This is a genomic window from Niallia circulans (genome assembly GCF_003726095.1).
Classification (GTDB): Bacteria; Bacillota; Bacilli; order Bacillales; family Cytobacillaceae; genus Niallia; species Niallia circulans_A.
Window position 1 is genome coordinate 2,363,636 of the sequence record NZ_CP026031.1, and the last position, 19,381, is coordinate 2,383,016.

The 19,381-nt window shown below is 34.5% G+C and carries 15 protein-coding genes; 2 read left to right on the forward strand and 13 right to left on the reverse strand.

All coding sequences use genetic code 11. The annotated features are described in order from the left end of the window. Positions 1-7 precede the first annotated feature (7 nt). The 11 genes from C2I06_RS11505 to dnaE all read right to left on the reverse strand — a co-directional run bounded on the left by C2I06_RS11505 (position 8) and on the right by dnaE (position 15,319). Positions 8-886, reverse strand: coding sequence for a carbohydrate ABC transporter permease (locus C2I06_RS11505; RefSeq protein ID WP_095332358.1), 879 nt, complete (start codon positions 884-886; stop codon positions 8-10). 205 nt (positions 887-1,091) lie between these two features. Beyond that, positions 1,092-2,411 carry an extracellular solute-binding protein gene (locus C2I06_RS11510; protein WP_123258080.1) on the reverse strand — a complete coding sequence of 440 codons (1,320 nt, stop codon included), beginning with the start codon at positions 2,409-2,411 and terminating at the stop codon, positions 1,092-1,094. Positions 2,412-2,524: 113 nt separating this feature from the next. After that, positions 2,525-3,319, reverse strand: a complete 795-nt coding sequence (locus C2I06_RS11515; RefSeq protein WP_095332361.1) for a response regulator transcription factor — start codon at positions 3,317-3,319, stop codon at positions 2,525-2,527. 1 nt (position 3,320) lies between these two features. After that, positions 3,321-5,063, reverse strand: a complete 1,743-nt coding sequence (locus C2I06_RS11520; protein ID WP_095332362.1) for a cache domain-containing sensor histidine kinase — start codon at positions 5,061-5,063, stop codon at positions 3,321-3,323. Positions 5,064-5,249: 186 nt separating this feature from the next. Then, a complete protein-coding gene (locus C2I06_RS11525; RefSeq protein ID WP_095332364.1) occupies positions 5,250-5,648 on the reverse strand; it encodes an FxsA family protein in 399 nt (132 codons plus the stop codon). 218 nt (positions 5,649-5,866) lie between these two features. Then, positions 5,867-7,627, reverse strand: coding sequence for a pyruvate kinase (gene pyk / locus C2I06_RS11530; protein ID WP_095332365.1), 1,761 nt, complete (start codon positions 7,625-7,627; stop codon positions 5,867-5,869). Between the two features lie 119 nt (positions 7,628-7,746). Then, positions 7,747-8,712: a 6-phosphofructokinase gene (gene pfkA, locus C2I06_RS11535; RefSeq protein ID WP_217275753.1), complete on the reverse strand. Its 966-nt coding sequence runs from the start codon at positions 8,710-8,712 to the stop codon at positions 7,747-7,749. Positions 8,713-9,290: 578 nt separating this feature from the next. After that, positions 9,291-10,244, reverse strand: a complete 954-nt coding sequence (gene accA / locus C2I06_RS11540; protein ID WP_095332367.1) for an acetyl-CoA carboxylase carboxyl transferase subunit alpha — start codon at positions 10,242-10,244, stop codon at positions 9,291-9,293. Then, positions 10,238-11,107, reverse strand: coding sequence for an acetyl-CoA carboxylase, carboxyltransferase subunit beta (gene accD / locus C2I06_RS11545; RefSeq protein WP_095332369.1), 870 nt, complete (start codon positions 11,105-11,107; stop codon positions 10,238-10,240). Before accD ends, accA begins: the two co-directional genes overlap by 7 nt. 69 nt (positions 11,108-11,176) lie before the next feature. Then, positions 11,177-11,797 carry a FadR/GntR family transcriptional regulator gene (locus C2I06_RS11550; RefSeq protein WP_095332370.1) on the reverse strand — a complete coding sequence of 207 codons (621 nt, stop codon included), beginning with the start codon at positions 11,795-11,797 and terminating at the stop codon, positions 11,177-11,179. Between the two features lie 159 nt (positions 11,798-11,956). Then, complete coding sequence (dnaE, locus tag C2I06_RS11555; RefSeq protein WP_095332372.1) at positions 11,957-15,319, reverse strand: DNA polymerase III subunit alpha; 3,363 nt, start codon at positions 15,317-15,319, stop codon at positions 11,957-11,959. Between the two features lie 465 nt (positions 15,320-15,784). Between dnaE and ytrH the strand changes: the two genes are divergently transcribed. Then, entirely contained in the window at positions 15,785-16,117 is a 333-nt protein-coding gene (ytrH, locus tag C2I06_RS11560) for a sporulation membrane protein YtrH (RefSeq protein WP_016202788.1), read from the forward strand. Then, positions 16,118-16,627: a sporulation membrane protein YtrI gene (ytrI, locus tag C2I06_RS11565; RefSeq protein ID WP_095332373.1), complete on the forward strand. Its 510-nt coding sequence runs from the start codon at positions 16,118-16,120 to the stop codon at positions 16,625-16,627. Positions 16,628-16,708: 81 nt separating this feature from the next. Here the strand turns inward: ytrI and C2I06_RS11570 are convergent, their stop codons facing one another. Beyond that, the gene (locus C2I06_RS11570) at positions 16,709-17,641 is read right to left on the reverse strand and encodes a DHH family phosphoesterase (RefSeq protein ID WP_095332374.1); all 933 of its coding nucleotides are present in this window, start codon (positions 17,639-17,641) and stop codon (positions 16,709-16,711) included. Between the two features lie 15 nt (positions 17,642-17,656). Then, positions 17,657-18,976, reverse strand: a complete 1,320-nt coding sequence (locus tag C2I06_RS11575; protein WP_095332376.1) for a CBS domain-containing protein — start codon at positions 18,974-18,976, stop codon at positions 17,657-17,659. Positions 18,977-19,381: the final 405 nt, after the last annotated feature.

Below are 19,381 nucleotides of genomic sequence, written 5' to 3' on the forward strand. Positions count from 1 at the left end.
TCTCTCCTTAATACTGAGCATCTTCTTTTGATGCTGTTAATTTTTGTATAACCCATGTCATAACAAGACAAATGATTAATAAAGCAAAGCCAATGGCACTGCCGTAGCCAAAATCATATGTTTTGAATGCTTCTTTATACATATAAGAGGCCATTACTTCACTTGCTCCATTTGGTCCTCCACCAGTCATTACATAGATTAAATCAAAGTATTTTAAAGAACCTACAATGGCTAAAACAATAGTTACTTTTATTACTGGTGCAATTAATGGAATTTTAATTCTATAAGCAATCTGCAATGGGGTTGCCCCATCTATTTTAGCTGCCTCAATAATTTCATCCGCTACTCCTTTTAAAGCTGCATAATAAATAATGATGTAAAACCCTGCATATTGCCACACAATTGGAATGAAAATGGAGTATAGTACTAAATTGGGATCTGCAAGCCATAAGGGTGTATTTTCTACTCCAAACATGGTTAAAAGCTTGTTTAACATTCCATTTGTTGGATCAAAAATTTTCAACCATAGCTGTGCAATAGCTACAGATGATAATAACATCGGAATTAAATATATTTTGCGAAGTATTCCAGCTCCCTTAATCTTGCTTGCTAATATAAGTGAAATTACTAAATATGCAATAAGACTTATTGCAGAAAAAACGGCTAATAAAACGGAATGATACGTACTAGACCAGAACATTTTATCTTTCATAAGCTGTATATAATTATCTAGTCCAATAAAAGTCTTAGCCCCAATACCGTCCCAATCCATTAAGCCATAATATCCTGTTAATACAATAGGAATATAGATTAAAACTAAAATGAGCAACAGTGCAGGGAGCACATAAAGAGTGATTACCCATTTGTTTGACATTACGTTTTTCATTTTCTACTTTCCCTCCTTATTGATTGGGAGGAGCTTTGTTAAATGATATATAATTATTCACTAGTTATACATGTAACCAATATCATTGTTTAACAGAGCCTTCTCAAAAATCAATAATGTGTATATCTTCCTAATTATCTAAAGTGATTACCTTTTAAATAGTGGAATCCACCTTTTTATCCGATAGATTCCACCTCATTGTTTATTATTCTTCTTCCGCTAAAGCTTGCTCTTGTTTGGCTGTAAATTCTTTTGGTGTTGCCTGACCGCCAAATAGTGATTGGATCATATCTAAGTGCACTTGTGCAACACTAGAACTCATTTGAACATCTGCATATAAAGTTAAATTAGAAGCATTTCCAAGATCATTTAAAATATCGATATACATTTGATCTAGTTCAATATTGGCAGTGTCTACAACTGTCGCTGGAATTACACCTGCATCCTTAACAGAGTTTTTGCCCCATTCTTTTACTAAATATGCGACAAATTCTTTCGCTTCGTCTTTTACCTTTGATTTTTCAGAAACAAATAGTCCAACACCAGGACCACCTACAAAACTGTTTATGTCTCCTTTTCCGCCTACATATGTTGGGAACTTAAAGTATCCTACTTTATCTTTAAATTCTTGTGTAACATCTGGGCTTGTTGTATAGTTTGGCAATTCCCAAGTCGCCATTAAATACATAGCTGCTTGCTCATTCATAAAGTACCCTTTTGCCTCATCATTGGAAAGACCATTAAACCCTTTGACAAATCCGCCCATATCCACTAATTTTTTTACTTCTTCGGCTGCTTGAACAAGTGCTGGATCTTCAAAGCTTCCAGTACGATTAATCGCATTCGTTAACACTTCAGGTCCACCAATTCTATCTGCAAGATACATATACCACATAGAACCAGTCCAACGGTCTTTATTACCTAAAGTAATTGGTGTAACACCGTTATCAGCTAACGTTTTTACAACATTTAAAAACTCATCATATGTTGCAGGAACTTCTAAATTATATTTCTCAAAGATTTCTTTATTGTAATAAACAGGTGTGATATTTAATTCAAGTGGAAGACCATATGTTTTCCCATCCATAGCAAATGCCTCTGTTGTACCTGCAACAAATTGGTCTTTAAAATTACTATCAATTACATCATCTAACGGAGCAAACATTTCCCCTTTAACGAACGGCTGCATATATCCTGCTGCCCATGTCACACCAATATCTGGTAGCTCATTTGAAGCTGATAATACTTTAATTTTATCTTTATATTGCTCGTTTCCAAGAATTTCTGTCTGAATTTTTACATCTGGGTGGTCTTTTTCATACCGTTTAATGATATCGTTTACAATAGTGAACTGTGCTTTTGAACTTCCCTCTGGCCAAAGATGCATGAATTTAATCACTGTTTTATCTCCATTTTTTGAAGCGCTTTCATTGTTAGAAGAGGTGGATGAAGAACATCCTGCTAAAACTAATACCAGCAATAAAGCAACAGATAGACATGCTGACAGTACTTTTCTATGAAACATTTAAACTACCCCCTATACTTTCCTTTTTAATTATTTCTTTGTTACAATCTAAAGTCTATCATTAATGATTTTTCTAAAAAAGGTAACAATGATTAGGAAAAGTTCTACTATTTTTAGAAAGCCCTTTCATTATTTTCGTTATTTATTTTTCGGTAACCGCTTGGTGTTATTCCTTCTAAATCTTTAAATATTTTAATAAAATATTTGGCCGTTTTGTATCCTGACTCTTCTGCAATATCCGCAATGGAAAGTTTTGTGGAGATAAGTAGATTTTTCGCATGCTGAATTCGTCTTCTGGTGATATATTCACTAAACGTTAACCGAATCTCTTCCTTAAACAGTACACTAAAATAACTTGGATTTAAATACACATGAGCGGCTACGTCACGTTGGGTTAATTCCTCATTTAAGTGACTATCAATATATTGTAAGGCTTTCTGAATTGGCTCTCTTACTGATTCTTTTGTTACTCTTGCATCAATCAGCTTATTATCAACTACTTTTGAGATAATATCATTTCTGTCTTTATCTCTATCAATCTTTAGGGCATCTTCGACAGCTTCTATTAATTTTTTTTTACTAATTGGCTTTAATAAATAATTAATAACACCTAAGCGAAGAGCTTCTTGCGCATATTCAAATTCTGAATATGCAGAGATAACAATAACAACAGGGAGGTGTTTTTGGTCTCTGATTGTTTTCAACATTTTTATTCCAGTTATTTTAGGCATGCGAATATCTGTTAGAAGAATATTTATTTTTTGTTTTTGCATAATATCAATGGCCGATTCTGCATTTTCCGAAATTAAAATTTGATATTGACCGCTAGACCAGTTCTCCAGTACTTTTTTGATTCCTTCTCTCGATCTCGGCTCATCATCAACAATCAATATTGTTTTCGCATACATCTTACATACCCCCATCTTTTGGAATTTCAAAAGAAATGAATGTCCCTTTATTCTCTATACTTTCTATCATTAATCCCTTTTGCTGTCTTTCCTGATAATAGAGTGTAAGCCTTTTATATACATTAGAAATAGCCATTCCCTTACCTGTGGCTGAAGAAATTCCTTCCTTTTCCATCGATTCCTTAATCTTCTTTAATTTAGACTCGCTTATGCCAATTCCATCATCTCTAACAATTACCTTTATGTTGTTATCCATCTCTCCTTGTTGCACAATAACGTCAACAGTACATTGTCCTACCTTATTCTCAGCTCCGTGTAAGACAGCATTTTCTACTAATGGTTGTATTAAAAATTTGGGGATTTTCACTTCTTCAAACGCCTTTGGGAGTTGTATTTGCCACTTCAATAGTTCTCCAAATCGCATTTTCATTATTTCCATATAGTCTTCAATGTGGGCAATCTCCTCTTTTATGCGAACCCACTCATCCTCTGTAGATCGCGAAATGGTATAGCGAAATAAATTAGACATGGTAACAACTAGTTCGGCTAATTCTTCTTCGTCATTTTCCTCTAATGACCAATGGAGAGCATCTAATGTATTAAATAGAAAGTGAGGATTAATTTGTGCTTGCAAAGCTCTTAATTCACTACGGTTTCGAGTAATTTCTTTTTGATAAACCATTGTGATTAAATGGTTTGTTTCTTTTACGAGCTGATTGTATGTACTATTTAATTCATTAATTTCATTTACAGAGGGAATCTTTGGTGTCAGTGGCAAAGACCCTTCACTTGCAAATCTCATTGTGTTCGTTAAGCGGATAATCGGGCGAGTAATCATGTTAGAAAGAAAAAAAGAGCATACAAAGAAAATCATTAATCCAATTATGCCAGCAAGAAGAATGCTTGTGCGCACAACCGTTATGCCTTCCGTTAACGTATTATAGGGAGTTAAAATAAGGACAGTCCACCCTGTCATATACGAAGAATTTTTCGTAATCATGTAATCCCTTTCATTTATTGGTACTGTTTTTTTCTTGGTCTGTAAAATGAACTCACTTGATTGCTGATAATTAGTAATAATCGGTTTATTTAATTCATCTAAAAGAATAAAATACTGATCCGTTTTGTCTGTTAATGTTTGATTAGCAAATTGAAAATAATTAGCATAAATACTAAAGAGTAAATATCCTCCATTGGTAAAACTGCGATTAATTAAATTTACTCTCCTTATAGCAAGAAAATAATTGCTGTCATTCGGATCTTCTCCAATCCAAACTAGACTCCCCTTTGCTTGGTCCGCCTTTTCTACCCAATCAGCATGCAAATCTGTCATTATTTTTGCATCATCAAGTGGGAGTATTCGTTCCTGTTCCCTGGTAAATAATTGAAACGAAAAAATTCCATCAGAATTTGCTGTAACTGTATTAACAGTCCCCATTAATTCTTGTTTTTCATAAAAGGTCGCTTTCTTGTGTTCGTATTCCCTTGTTAACAGCTTTTGTACTTTATCATTCGTTGCCGCTAATTTTGAGGCCATATTTAATTGCTCATACAGGGTTTCAATTCTTCCACTTGCTTCCACTGCAACTTGCTGAATTTGTTTTTCTGCATTTTTTTCTAATAAAGTAGATACTTGATTAAATATCAATATACTCACAAATAAAAGTACGACTAGCATTACGGATAAAAATACAAATAAAATTTGATTTCGAAGTGTATTCCATTTCCTTAATAAGCTGAACATAGATTTTTATCGCCTTTCGCCCCATTTGCAACTTATTATACCAAAAATCCTATTTACTTTGTTTATTCATTATACAAATAAACATAATAATTATTCTGCTATCTAAAAAATCTTATCACTTATTTAACAAAAAAAGAGAGTCTGACTATTTTACTATTGTAAGAAAATCAGACTCTCCTTTTATGCTTATTTATATGAGTGAATAATGGTAACTCGATTTCTCTTTTGCAGCTTTCTTTGTATATTTCTTATGAATAAATTTTTTCCAATTCTTCTTGTTGGAGGAAATAGAATAAGGACACCTGCAATATCTGTTAAAAAGCCCGGAAACAGTAATAAAAGCCCACCAATAAGAATACAAAAGCTATCTAATATAGCATCTCCTGGCATGATACCTTGATTTATTTGAACTTGAACATTACGAATCGCCTTTAACCCTTGTTTCTTTAGTAAAATACCGCCTAGAATTCCAGTGCCTATTGCAATAATTAAGGTTTCTGGTATACCAATTATGTTTCCAGCTATCAGAAAAATCACAAGTTCAATTAATGGTAATAACAGCAAGCTGATCATAAAATTTCTCAAATTGTCACCATCCTCCTTTTCATTTCCTTTCTTTTTATTATACCCTTTTTTGATCTGTGCTGATAGTTAGCTGCCTATTGTTTTCCCTGTTAATTAATGTTATAACACGTTGTTGCTTATAGCCTCTCCTTTGGATATTTAAGAACTGCAAAAGAAGAGTATCCATTGCCTAATGATTATTAGGTATGGATACTCTTCCAATTTTTATGCTTTATAGATTATAGTACGCTCGCATGTCCGCTATATACATAGCCGCTACGAGAATCCACTGTAATATCTAAGCCATCCTTTAAGATGCTAGTTGCGTTTTCTACTCCTACAATAACAGGAATTCCAATATTTAATCCTACAACCGCAGCATGACTTGTTAAGCCACCTTCTTCAACGATTAGGGCACTACATTTTTCTAATGCAGGTACCATATCACGATCTGTAGCATTTGTTACAAGAATAGAACCGAAATTAACTTTATCTAGGGCTTCTTTAGCACTAGTAGCAATTACAGCTTTACCAAAGGCTGTTTTGCGGCCAATTCCTTGTCCTTTAGCAAGCACATCGCCAATTACATGGATTTTCATGATGTTTGTTGTACCTGCTTCTCCAACTGGAAGTCCAGCAGTAATCACAACTAAATCACCATGTGTAACAATCGAGCTGTTAACACCTTCTTGAACTGCTACATCTAGCATTTCATCTGTTGATTCTGATTTTTGGCTAAGGCGTGGATATACTCCCCAAACTAGCGCTAATTGTCTTTGAATTTTTGCATCATATGTTACCGCAATAATTGGAGCTTCTGGACGATATTTAGAAATCATTCTTGCAGTATGACCACTACCAGTTGGTGTAATTACTGCTTTAACTTCTAAATTTAACGCAGTATGAGCAACAGATTGTCCGATAGAGTCTGTAATAGAATGCTCTGAATCTTTGCTACGTTTTGAGAGGATTTCTTTATAGTTTAATGCCTCTTCTGCTCTTGCTGCAATATTATTCATAGTTTGTACAGCTTCCACAGGATATAATCCTGCTGCTGTTTCTCCAGAAAGCATAATAGCATCTGTTCCATCAAAAATTGCGTTTGCTACATCACTTGCTTCTGCACGAGTTGGACGTGGATTACGTTGCATAGAATCTAGCATTTGTGTTGCTGTAATAACTGGTTTTCCTAATGTGTTACATTTTTTAATGAGCATTTTTTGAACTAATGGTACTTCTTCAGCAGGAATTTCTACTCCTAAATCACCACGTGCAACCATTAGTCCATCAGAAACCTCAAGGATTTCATCAATATTATCTACACCTTCTTGGTTTTCGATTTTAGGTATGATATGGATATGAGAAGCATTATTATCCTCTAATAATTGCTTGATTTCTAGAACATCAGACGCACGACGAACGAAAGATGCTGCAATGAAGTCAATTCCTTGTTCAATACCAAAAAGGATGTCATTTGCATCTTTTTCCGTGATACCAGGAAGATTTACAGCAACACCAGGTACGTTAACACCTTTTTTATTCTTCAAAGTCCCTGAATTTAATATTTTTGTATGTATTTCTCCAGCAGCTTTGTCTATTTTCGTTACTTCAAGGCCGATTAAACCATCATCTAATAGAATTTTGCTACCTGGCTCCACATCATCAATTAAACCTTCGTAAGTAACAGAGAATTTCTCTGTAGTACCTTCTACTTCTGTCATAGATACGATAATATCATTGCCAGCAACTAATTCAATAGAACCATCTTTCATGTTGTTTGTTCTAATTTCTGGACCTTTTGTATCTAAAAGAATCGCAATATTGTTACCAGTAATTTCAGCTGCTTCACGAATGTTTTTTATTCTTGCTCCATGCTCTTCAAAATCACCATGGGAAAAGTTAAGACGTGAAACATTCATTCCAGCTTCCATTAATTGCGTTAATTTTTCTACGCTTTCACTTGCAGGACCAATAGTACATACAATCTTCGTTTTACGCATTAATAATAACCTCCGATAAATATTAGTAAATAATAATAGCGAACTAAAACAGCATTTTAGGAATTTATGAATTATCTAATCATAAAATGCACTAGAAGATCATAAATTCCTGCTGTTTATTAAATGGATAATTCTTTTGATAAGTGATATAAATTATTATCAATCGTATGTTTACGTGCTAACGCTTCGATGATATCATAATCAACCAATTGATTTTTTTCGATACCAACAGCTCTTCCGCCTTTGCCTTCTACTAGAAGCTCAACTGCATATGCGCCTAGACGACTAGCTAATACACGGTCCTGGGCTGTAGGTGATCCACCACGCTGCATATGTCCTAACACAGACACACGAGTATCGAAATCTGTATTTTCTTCAATCAATTTACCGATTTCAACACCGCTGGCTACTCCTTCAGCTACGACAATAATACTATGTTTTTTACCGCGCTCTTGACCCTTTTTCAATCTGCCTACAATCTCCTCCAGATTAAAGCCTTCTTCTGGAATAAGAATTGTTTCAGCACCACCAGCTAAACCAGCCCATAATGCGATGTCACCAGCATTTCTTCCCATTACCTCAATGATGAATGTTCTCTCGTGAGATGTAGCAGTATCACGGATTTTGTCAATTGCATCAATAACTGTATTTAAAGCAGTATCGAAACCAATTGTGAATTCAGTGCCTGGAATATCATTGTCAATCGTTCCTGGAACTCCAACACAAGGGTATCCTTGTTCTGTAAGCGCCTTCGCGCCCATATAAGATCCATCTCCACCAATGACAACTAGTCCATCGATATTATGTTTCTTTAATTGCTCAATCCCTTTTTGTTGTCCTTCTTTTGTTTTAAACTCTTCACAACGTGCAGAGAAAAGGAAAGTTCCACCACGATGGATTATATCACCAACTGAACCAACTTCTAATTTTCTGAAGTTGCCACTAATTAGCCCAGCATAACCACCAACTACCCCATATACTTCCACACCATGAAATATCGCTTTACGAACTACTGCTCTTATAGCCGCGTTCATTCCTGGTGCGTCACCACCACTTGTTAATACACCAATTCTTTTAACTGTCAATTTCCTCACCTCATAATTTCATTAACAAATAAATTATGTAGCATAACATACATATACTATTATATAACAAATTACTTGTCTGTAACATTTTTCACAAAAATTACATATATAATCTATGTAATGCTAACTTTTGTAAATTAATCAAGAAATTGGCTTTTCTCTATTAATTTATCTTGCATTTATCCAATTATCCATTAAACAATTCTACCATATCATGAAGAATCGTGTATCTCAACTTAATATGAAAAAAAAATAAAAGACGGAATAATCAGCAAAATGCAAACGTTTTATACGACGTTATTTTTGTAGCTATTTCCCGTTATTACAAACTTTAAACATATTAACTAACAGTCAGAAAAGAAACATGATAAAAAATAGCGTTAATAGTTTTAAAATAATATGCATTTAATTACTGCTTCTATAAAATCTTCTGCAAAGTACATTTTTACCTTCTTACCGCATTTTCATACCTAATAAAAACCCCCATACTTATACGAAATATTTTTACTATCTCCGTATAAGTATGGGGGTTTTTGTCACTTGGAATATTTATTCCCAATCTCGTTTAAAAAAGGTTATCAATGATTTAAATAGGCACCCATATTTTTAAACTTAGCATAGCGATGATTCACAAGTTCTTCCTTTGTCATTTCTTTTAACTCTTTTAGAGATGTATATAATACTTCATCAATTTGTTCTGCTTGTTCTTTTATATTATGGTGTGCTCCACCTTTTACTTCCTTAATGATGGAATCAATAATGCTCAACTCTTTTAAATCTGGTGCAGTAATTCTCATTTTTTCAGCTGCTTGTTTAGCCTGCCCAGCATCTTTCCATAAAATAGATGCTGCTCCTTCTGGTGTAATAACCGAGTATGTGGAGTTCTCTAGCATATGAATATGGTTACCAACGCCAAGTGCTAAAGCACCACCACTACCACCCTCTCCAATTACAATACAGACAATTGGGACTTCCATCGATGCCATTTCAAATAAATTTTTGGCAATAGCTTCACTTTGTCCTCTTTCCTCAGCAGCTTTACCAGGATATGCACCTTTTGTGTCAATAAAACAAATAATGGGACGATTGAACTTATCCGCTTGTTTCATTAGGCGCAGGGCTTTTCGATATCCTTCTGGGTGAGGCATTCCAAAATTTCTGCGAATATTTTCCTTCGTGTCCTTTCCTCTTTGATGGCCGACAATCGTTACTGGTAGTCCTTTGTATTTCGCAATTCCACCTACAATTGCCTCGTCATCTCCAAAGCCTCTATCTCCATGTAATTCGATAAAATCGGTAAACAAATGGGGAATATAGTCAAGGGTCGTTGGTCTATTTGGATGTCTAGCAATTTGAACTCGATCCCAAGGTTTCATATTATCATACACATCTTTTTCCAGTTTTTTTAAACGTATTTCTAATTTCTCAATTTCTGTACTTAAATCAACATTCGCATTTTCCGAGAAGTCTTTTAATTCTTGGATTTTATCTTTCAATTCATTAATTGGTTTATCAAAATCTAATCCTACCATTCTAATTCACCACCAGTTTGATGCATTTCAAGCACTAGGCTAAGTTTTTCTTTTAATTCTAATCTAGGTATTACCGCATCTAATTGACCGTGCTTTAGTAAAAACTCTGCCGTTTGGAAGTCCTCCGGAAGCTCTTCTCCTATTGTTTGTTCAATAATACGACGTCCCGCAAAACCAATTAATGCACCTGGTTCCGCAAAATTATAATCGCCAAGTGAGGCAAAGCTTGCAGAAACGCCTCCTGTTGTTGGGTGGGTCATAATGGTAATATATAAACCGCCATTATCGCTAAATCGTTTTAATGCTATACTTGTTTTCGCCATTTGCATAAGACTTAGCACGCCTTCTTGCATTCTTGCTCCACCAGAAGCCGTAAAAATTATAAAGGGTAGCGAAAGCTCGTCAGCCTTTTCAACAGCGAGAGTAATTTTTTCTCCAACTACTGAACCCATACTCCCCATCCGGAAAGAAGAATCCATTACAGCTATTACTACTTTTTTGCCATTTATTTCTCCTGTTCCTGTAACAACAGCTTCATTCATATTTGTTTTTTTTATATCACCGGCAATTTTATCTTCATAACCAGGAAATTGCAAAGGATTTCCGGTTCTCATTTCTGCATTTAGCTCAACAAAAGTTGCTTCATCTAAGATGCAGTTCATTCTTTCATAAGCTTTCATGGGCAGATGATACCCACAATTTAGACAAACCTTATGATTCTTCTGTAATTCACGTGTATACATTATTTTCTTACAATTAGAACATTTTGTCATAATCCCTTCAGGAACTTCATTTTTTGATAATTCTGAAGGTAATGTTGCATATTTTAGTTTTTTTGATTTCGAAAATATTCCCTTAATCAATATGGAAACCTCCCCATAAGTAACAATTTAGATTTGAATCGGATTCCTATCATTTCCAAGCACCAATAATCAGTTGAAATTATTGTAATTACTAAATACACTCCATAATTGCATTTGATTCTTTTGTTTTAATGAATCTAAAAGAAGGAGGTAATCCTCCCTCTTCCATTCTTTCGCAGGAATTGTTAGTGAATGATAATAGTCATTTAAAATAGTCCATAAACGATGGACCAAGAAATTATCAGCTATTTTAATGATTTGAAAGAAAAACTCACTTTCTGATATTTCTCGTTCATTTACCAACTGTTTTAAATGTGCCAATTCATCTTCTGTAATTTTTTCCATGGCAATATATAGAGCATTTAATTGAATATAATTCTTAGTTTCCAAAACGTCTTGTTTTGCTTTATCATTCTGCAATATAAAAGTACTGATCAATTCTACTAATTTATGACCTTGAAAATCACGAAGAAAGGTTCCTTCCCCTTTTCTTGTTTCAATCAGTCCAAGCAGCTCTAATGCCCTCAGAGCTTCTCTAATGGATGATCTGCCTGCGTGTAGGGTATCACTTAATACTCGTTCAGAGGGAAGCTTGTCCCCTGGTTTCAGGCCGTTTTGATTAATCATTTCTCGTAAATGATTCACGATATCCACATATAATTTGGATTCCTTTGAAGATGATTCATTCACCTTATGTCATCACTCACTTCTTTCTTGCCTTTTTTTTGGCAATGTTATTAGAAAATAAATAAAGTATAAGTACAAAAAATCCAATCCAAAAATTTAGGCTAAGTGGTCTGACCAGTCAGCTTATTAAACAATATAACAACTTTTTAAAGTTGTAAAGTTTTATTCAGATAAGAAAACGCGATTAGCACCTAGTAAAGTAGATAATTCAGCGATACATTCCTTACTTGGTGAAATTTTATATTCTTCGTTTAAAACGATGTTTTTTCCTGTTTCCTCATAATGAATAATAACTGGAGTAGTTCCTGGAAATTTCCTCATAACCGCCAATAGCTCTAATCTTTGGTTCATCATATGCTTCTCATTCATCACTTTAATAAACAACTTATGTTCCTTTTTAGAAAGTGACTGGACAATCGTCCTCATCGATTCAACTAATTGAATAACAAATTGTTTATTGCCGTTTCTTTCTTCACATTTCCCTTCCAAATATACGATTTCACCCGAGTTAAGCAGACTTTGATATTTCTTAAAAATAGTTGGAAAAATAACACCCTGCATTTCTCCACTCTGATCACTAAGCTGGATAAATGCCATTGGCTCTCCTTTTTTAGTGCGAATGATATTTATTTCTGTTACATAGACAATGCTTTTATGTTTTTTTCCTACTTCCATTTCATTAATAGCAAAGGTTTGCAGAGTTGCTTGATACGGCTTATAGATAGACACTGGATGGTCTGATAAGTAAAATCCTAAGGCATCTTTTTCTAAAGCCAATTTATCTTCCACTCTAAGTGGTTCTACTTCTACATATTTCGGTTTAAAAAAGAAATCATCCTCACTAAATAAATCATTTTGCTCTTCATCCTCTGGGTGAACCAATTGTGCATGCTGTATCGCTACATCAATAGATGCCAGCAAAATAGCACGATCAACTCCGAATTCATCAAAGCTTCCGGAATAAATAAGCATTTCCAGCACTCTTCTGTTAACCGTCTTCGGGGATATTCGTATACAAAAATCAAATAAATCTTCAAATTTTTTCTGACTTCTCGCCTTAAGTATTTCTCTTAATACATTTCCGCCTATACCTTTTATGCCTGCTAAGCTATAACGAATTTTATTCTTTTCTACACGGAAAAAGTAATTACTTTGATTAATAGAAGGCGGAGTCAATTCAATATCCATCTGTTTTAACTCTTGAATATACTGAATTATTTTCCCTGTGTTTCCAAGGGATGATGTTAATAGTGCCGCCATAAAATATAGAGGATAGTTTGCTTTTAAATAGGCAAGCTGATAAGCAATCATGCTATATGCTACTGCATGACTTCTATTAAAACCATAGTTGGCAAAACGCACAATTAACTCATATATTTCATTCGCTGTTTTTTCGTGATATCCTTTTCTTTCTGCTCCTTTTACAAAATGAATCCTTTCTTTTTCCAGAATTTCCTTTTGCTTCTTACTCACAGCTCGTCTTAACAAATCCGCCTCTCCTAGTGAGAACCCTGCCATTTTAGAAGCAATCTGCATAATTTGCTCTTGATAAACAATCACTCCATAGGTGCTCTTTAGTATCTCTTCTAAATCAGGGTGATAATAGTTAATCGATTCTTTGCCATGTTTTCTATTGATGTAATGAGGTATATTCTCCATTGGTCCTGGACGATAAAGCGCATTAACAGCTACAATATCTTCAAAATCAGTTGGCTGTAACCTCTTTAATACATTACGCATTCCTTCTGATTCCAATTGAAAGATCCCAGTTGTCTCTCCTCTACTTAATAGCTTGAAAACATTTTGGTCATCAATTGGTATTTTTCGTATATCTATTCTTTTCTTCGTCGCTTTATAAAGCATGTCAAGAATAGCTTCAATAAAAGATAGATTTCTTAATCCAAGAAAATCCATTTTCAATAAGCCTAGTTCCTCTAAATATTCCATGCTATACTGTGTTAAATAAATATCGTCATGGCTCCCTTGGATCGGAATAATATCAACAAGGGGCTGTTGACTAAGAACCACGCCGGCAGCATGGGTTGATGTATGCCTTGGAAGCCCTTCGATTTTACATGCAGTATCAAATAGTTTTTGATTACGAGGAGATGATTCAACAAATTGCTGCAAACGAATGGATTCTTGATAGCTTTGTTTGAGATTAATGCCTAGTTTTGATGGGATCATTCTTGACAGTTCATCCAACTCTTTAACAGATAAGCCAAATGCTCGGCCAACATCGCGTAAGGCTGCTTTAGCAGCAAGTGTACCAAAGGTAATAATTTGCGCAACATGAAGCTCTCCATATTTATTTTTCACATATGAAATAACTTTTTCCCGCTTATTATCAGGAAAATCAATATCGATATCAGGCATGGAGATTCTCTCTGGATTTAGAAACCTTTCAAAAAGCAATTGATATTTAATAGGATCTACATCTGTAATATGTAAAACATAAGCAACAATAGATCCCGCAGCTGAACCCCTTCCAGGACCTGTTAATATTCCATTCTCTCGCGCAAACTTCATAAAATCCCAAACTATTAAGAAATAGTCACTATAATTCATTCTCCCAATGATGTCCAATTCATATTCCAACCGTGCAGTGTGTTCTGGAGAAGGATGAGAATATCTGTCATTTAAACCAGCCATACATAATTCTCTCAAATAACTAAGAGCATTTTTGCCTGCAGGTACAGTATATTTAGGCAAGGTTGCAAGTATGCCATTCATTTCAATCTGACAAGACTCTCCTACCTTCCATGTGTTTTCCAGAATATCTGGTTGATCATTGAATAACGTGATCATTGCTTCTTTGTCTTTTAGATAATGTTGATTAGAACTCCATTCATCTTGCTCTATATCGGAAAGCTTCTCCCCATTTTTGATTGCCTTTAAGCATTCATAAGCAAAATGGTCCTCCTCCTCCAAGTAAAATACATTATTCGTTGCTACCAGCTTCACTTTCTCTTCGGAAGCTAATCTGGATAACTTTTCATTTAATGCATCTTCAATAGCAATGCCGTGTCTTTGAATAGATAAAAAGCATTGACCTGGTTCAAAAATGGACTTCCATAACATTAATGTATTTCTTGCTGATTCCGAATCATCCTTCAGTAAATTTTGTTCAATCTCTCCTTCAAATCCAGGTGAGATTGCAATCAAGCCTTTGGCATAATGCTTTAACCATTTCACAGGAATTCCTTGTGGGTTTTTTGTTTGAACAGCACTCGTTATTTTTAATAAATTTTTAAAGCCGAGACTAGTTCTAGCTAATAAGACCAATGGGTAAGCTTTATCTTCTTCCCATTCACTTATTACATCAACCGTTAGTCCGATAATCGGTTTTATCCCTTGCTTTAATGATTCTTTATAAAAAGAAGCTGCACCATACATCACATTGCGATCCGTTAAAGCAATGGAACGATAGCCATACTTTTTAGCATTTGTAACTAACTCTTTAATTGAAAGCGTGCTAGATAAAAGGCTATATGCACTAGACACTTGAAGATGTATAAAAGACATAAAATTAATTCACCACTTTTCTTTAAAATTTTTTATTCCTTCTAAACAAGAAAATATGTAAAAAATGCTTGGAAAAGGTGTCATTTTTTCTTTATTTATAACCTTTTACCACTATAAAGGCTATTCCTTTTTAAAAAGCAATAATTATTATTCTATCTTATTAGTTTATCTCAAAATAAAAGACTTTTTCCTTTCATTATAGATGTTCACAGCAAAAAAAGAAAATATGTTCTCTTTATTAAGAAATGACGTTAAAGTTCCACACAAGTATAAGTGACCTTTAAAATCATTCATAAATGGAATAGATTGTCCATAATAATAAGAATAGAAGATTACAAGATATGCGAAAGAGAAAAAATACACAACCGTGAGAATAAATATTTTATTCTATGGAGAAGAATCATTCCTATTTGATTTGCTGCTTGGATAGAAACAAAAACTAATAAAAGTTAGAGAGGTAAACGTATGAATCAACAACCATTCTTCCCTACCTTCATCGAAAGCTACTTTATTGCCTTAGGGGTTATTTTAGGAGGCGCACTTTTAGGTGGACTTGCTGCATTTCTAACTGGAAAACCACTCCTTACTGAAATCATTCGCATTTCTGGAATCATCAAAATTTGGGCGATTGTTACAGCGATTGGCGGGACATTTGATGCTATTGATACGATTGAAAAGGGAATCTATGATGCTGGTACAAAAGACTTGTTCAAACAAATCTTATTAATTGTTTCTGCTTTTGGAGGAGCACATACAGGCATTACAATTATTAAGTGGATTACACAGGAGTATATATAAATGAGAATTCCACCATATTATAAAAATCAAGCTGTACAACGTTTTTTTGCCGGAATGGTTATCGGTGGAGTAATCAGTTGGTGTATTTTTGTCTTTATTTTTGGTGTATGGCAGGAACGATATAGCTCGGAAATTAAAACACAGAAAGCAACTATTGAGGATTTAGAAAGAGAGAAAAAAATATGGCAAGAGGAATTTGCTGCCCAAAATAAAACGACCGAAGAAAAGCTGACAGTCGAGGATATCGTTGTAAAGATTAGCAATGCAGATAAAGAAAAATATGATATTAAGCCCTTTAATGCCTTAGAGATGGAAGATGCCATTAAAGAAGATTTATCGACCATTATTGCAAAAGACCTCGATATGGTCTATAAAAGTCGCGCACTGTTAAAAAAATCGATTGAAAACAAAGTAGTTGTTTCTGATAAAAAGCGTTATAAATTTAAAGTAACAGAGTTGATTATTTATACAACAGTTCATGTCGAATTAAGAGTCACCTTTGGCGATTAAAAAAAGGGGCTATCCGTCAAGCATAACGGAGCAGCACCTTTTTTCTTTCTTGACGAATAATTAAACTATTAGAGAATTACCTTATCTACAAACTTCCTCTAAATCCTTCACTACTTTACCTGCATCATCCCATTGATAAATGGTTGCGCCTGAGGCCATTGGATGTCCTCCACCATTATAATTTTTTGCAATTCCATTAATAACTGGACCTTTGGAACGCAATCTTACGCGAATCTGATCTGCTTCTTCAATAAAAAAGACCCATGCTTTTAAACCTTTTACACTCCCTAAACTGCTAACAAGTAACGATGCCTCTGCAGGAGTTGCCTGAAATTGAGCTAATATTTCCTTATTAAGCTTCATACTTGCTACTCCATTGGCATGAACTTGAAAATTTTGCATAACATAGCCACTTAGCTTGACAATATGAGGATCGAGTTCATACATTTGATCATACATTTCTGTGCGCGAAAAAGAATATTTGATTAATTCTCCAGCATAATGAAATGTTTTTTCTGATGTGCTTGGATATAGAAATCTCCCAGTATCTCCAACAATTCCCGCATATAGCAGCCTCGCAGACTCATCACTCATCTTTAGCCCCTGATCTTTTCCATACAAATAAAATTCATAGATCAACTCACTTGTGGAACTTGCTGTAGTCTCTACCCAAACTATATCGCCATATGCATCATCATTGGGATGATGATCTATCTTTATTAGCATTTTCCCAGTCAGGTAGCGCTGATCACATACTCTTTCTTGATTAGCCGTATCACATACAATCACCAACGCATCAGCATAGGTGCTGTCATCAATGACATCTAGTCTTCGCAAAAAGTTTAAGGAAGCTTCTTCTTTTCCTACCGTATAGACGTTTTTATCCGGAAAAGAAGTTTTTATGATTTCTGCTAATCCACCTTGCGATCCATATGCATCTGGATCTGGACGGACGTGTCTATGAATAATGATAGTATTAAAGGCTATTATAGCATCTAATATTTTCTGTTTCATTTATTTCTCCCTTCATTAATGACGATCAATTAATTGACACATCATCATCGCTTTTCCAACAAGTATTCCATGGTTAAACACTTCTACATCCACTTTCCCAAATTTTCGTCCAACTTCTAAAATTTTAGGAACTATTTCAATGACACTATCCATTTGAACTGGCTTAATAAAATAGATGGTCATATTTTCGACAACTAAATCACCTTTTTTAAACCCTCTTAGTACTCTGTTCGCCGCTTCGGAAACAACCGTAGTAAACACCCCATAAGATATGGTCCCTAAGTGATTAGTCATTTGCGGAGTTACTTCACAGGAAAAGCTTGTTTCCCCTTTGTTTTTTCCTTTAGTCAATAAGACATGCTTTGTGACAATATCATCAATCGTTTCCCCAATTTGCGGTTGCCTTTGGTTCATTTGCAACGCTTTTAATACATCTTGTCTACTAATAATCCCTTCTAGCTTATTTGCTTCATCTACAACTGGCAGGACTTCAATTCCTTCCCATACCATCATATGAGAACAAGAAGCAACACTTGTTTTGCCACTAACCGTCATTGGGTGTTTTGTCATGACTTTATCAATCGTCATATCCATCGATTTTCCAATGACATCTTTTGAAGTAATCATCCCTTGTACTTTTAAGCTTTGATCCACTACTGGGAAACGACCGTGTAATGTTTCTTTATTATATTTATGCCATAAAGCCACATCATCTGTTGTCTTTAGATAAATCGTATCTTTAAGCGGTGTTAAAATATCTTCTACTAAAACAATTTCTTTTTTTATGAGCTGGTCATAGATTGCCCGGTTTATCATCGTTGCCACAGTAAATGTATCATAGCTTGTTGAAATTATTGGGAGTTGCAAATCGTCTGCTAAACGTTTCACATGCTCCTCTGTATCGAATCCACCTGTAATTAAAACCGCAGCACCAGCTTTTAATACATGTTCATGTGCCCGTACACGGTTCCCTATGATCAAAAGGTTTCCAGGACCTGTATAACGCATCATCGCATCTAATTTCATCGCCCCAATAACAAAACGATTTAAAGTTTTATGTAAACCAGCTCGCCCACCAAGAACTTGTCCATCTACAATATTAACTACTTCTGCATAGGTTAACTTTTCAATATTTTCTTTCTTCTTTCGTTCAATTCTAATCGTACCAACTCTTTCAATGGTACTTACATACCCTTTATTCTCTGCTTCTTTTATCGCTCTATATGCTGTTCCTTCACTTACATTTAATGCTTTCGCAATTTGTCGAACAGAAATTTTTTCTCCTACTTGTAATTCATCAATATAATTTAATATTTGCTCATGTTTTGTAGCCAAATTACCACCCTCTTTTAAGAAAAGCACACTGCTTCTCGCAAACAAACTTAGAAAATTCTATTGCTTATATCTCTCGTTTGCTCTAAGCGAATACTGCCTGTACTAGACATTTTCATACCATTTCTTGCAATTTATTATAATTTATTCATCTATGTTTCAATAGTTTGCGGCTAACTATTAATTTCTTCTCTTTAAAGCTGCCTTCTTTAGTATCTATGTTTTCCCTAAGTAAAAAATCTATTGAAAAAAGCTTGTATATCTTTATTATAGAGTGAACTACTAGGGTATTCAATGAATTCTCTGTTAATCGGCATTAAAACATTCAGTCATTTCGTTTTTGTGTGGAGTATATCTTTTGTGAACATCTTATTTCTTTTTAAAAAGTCTGATTGGTTTTAACATATT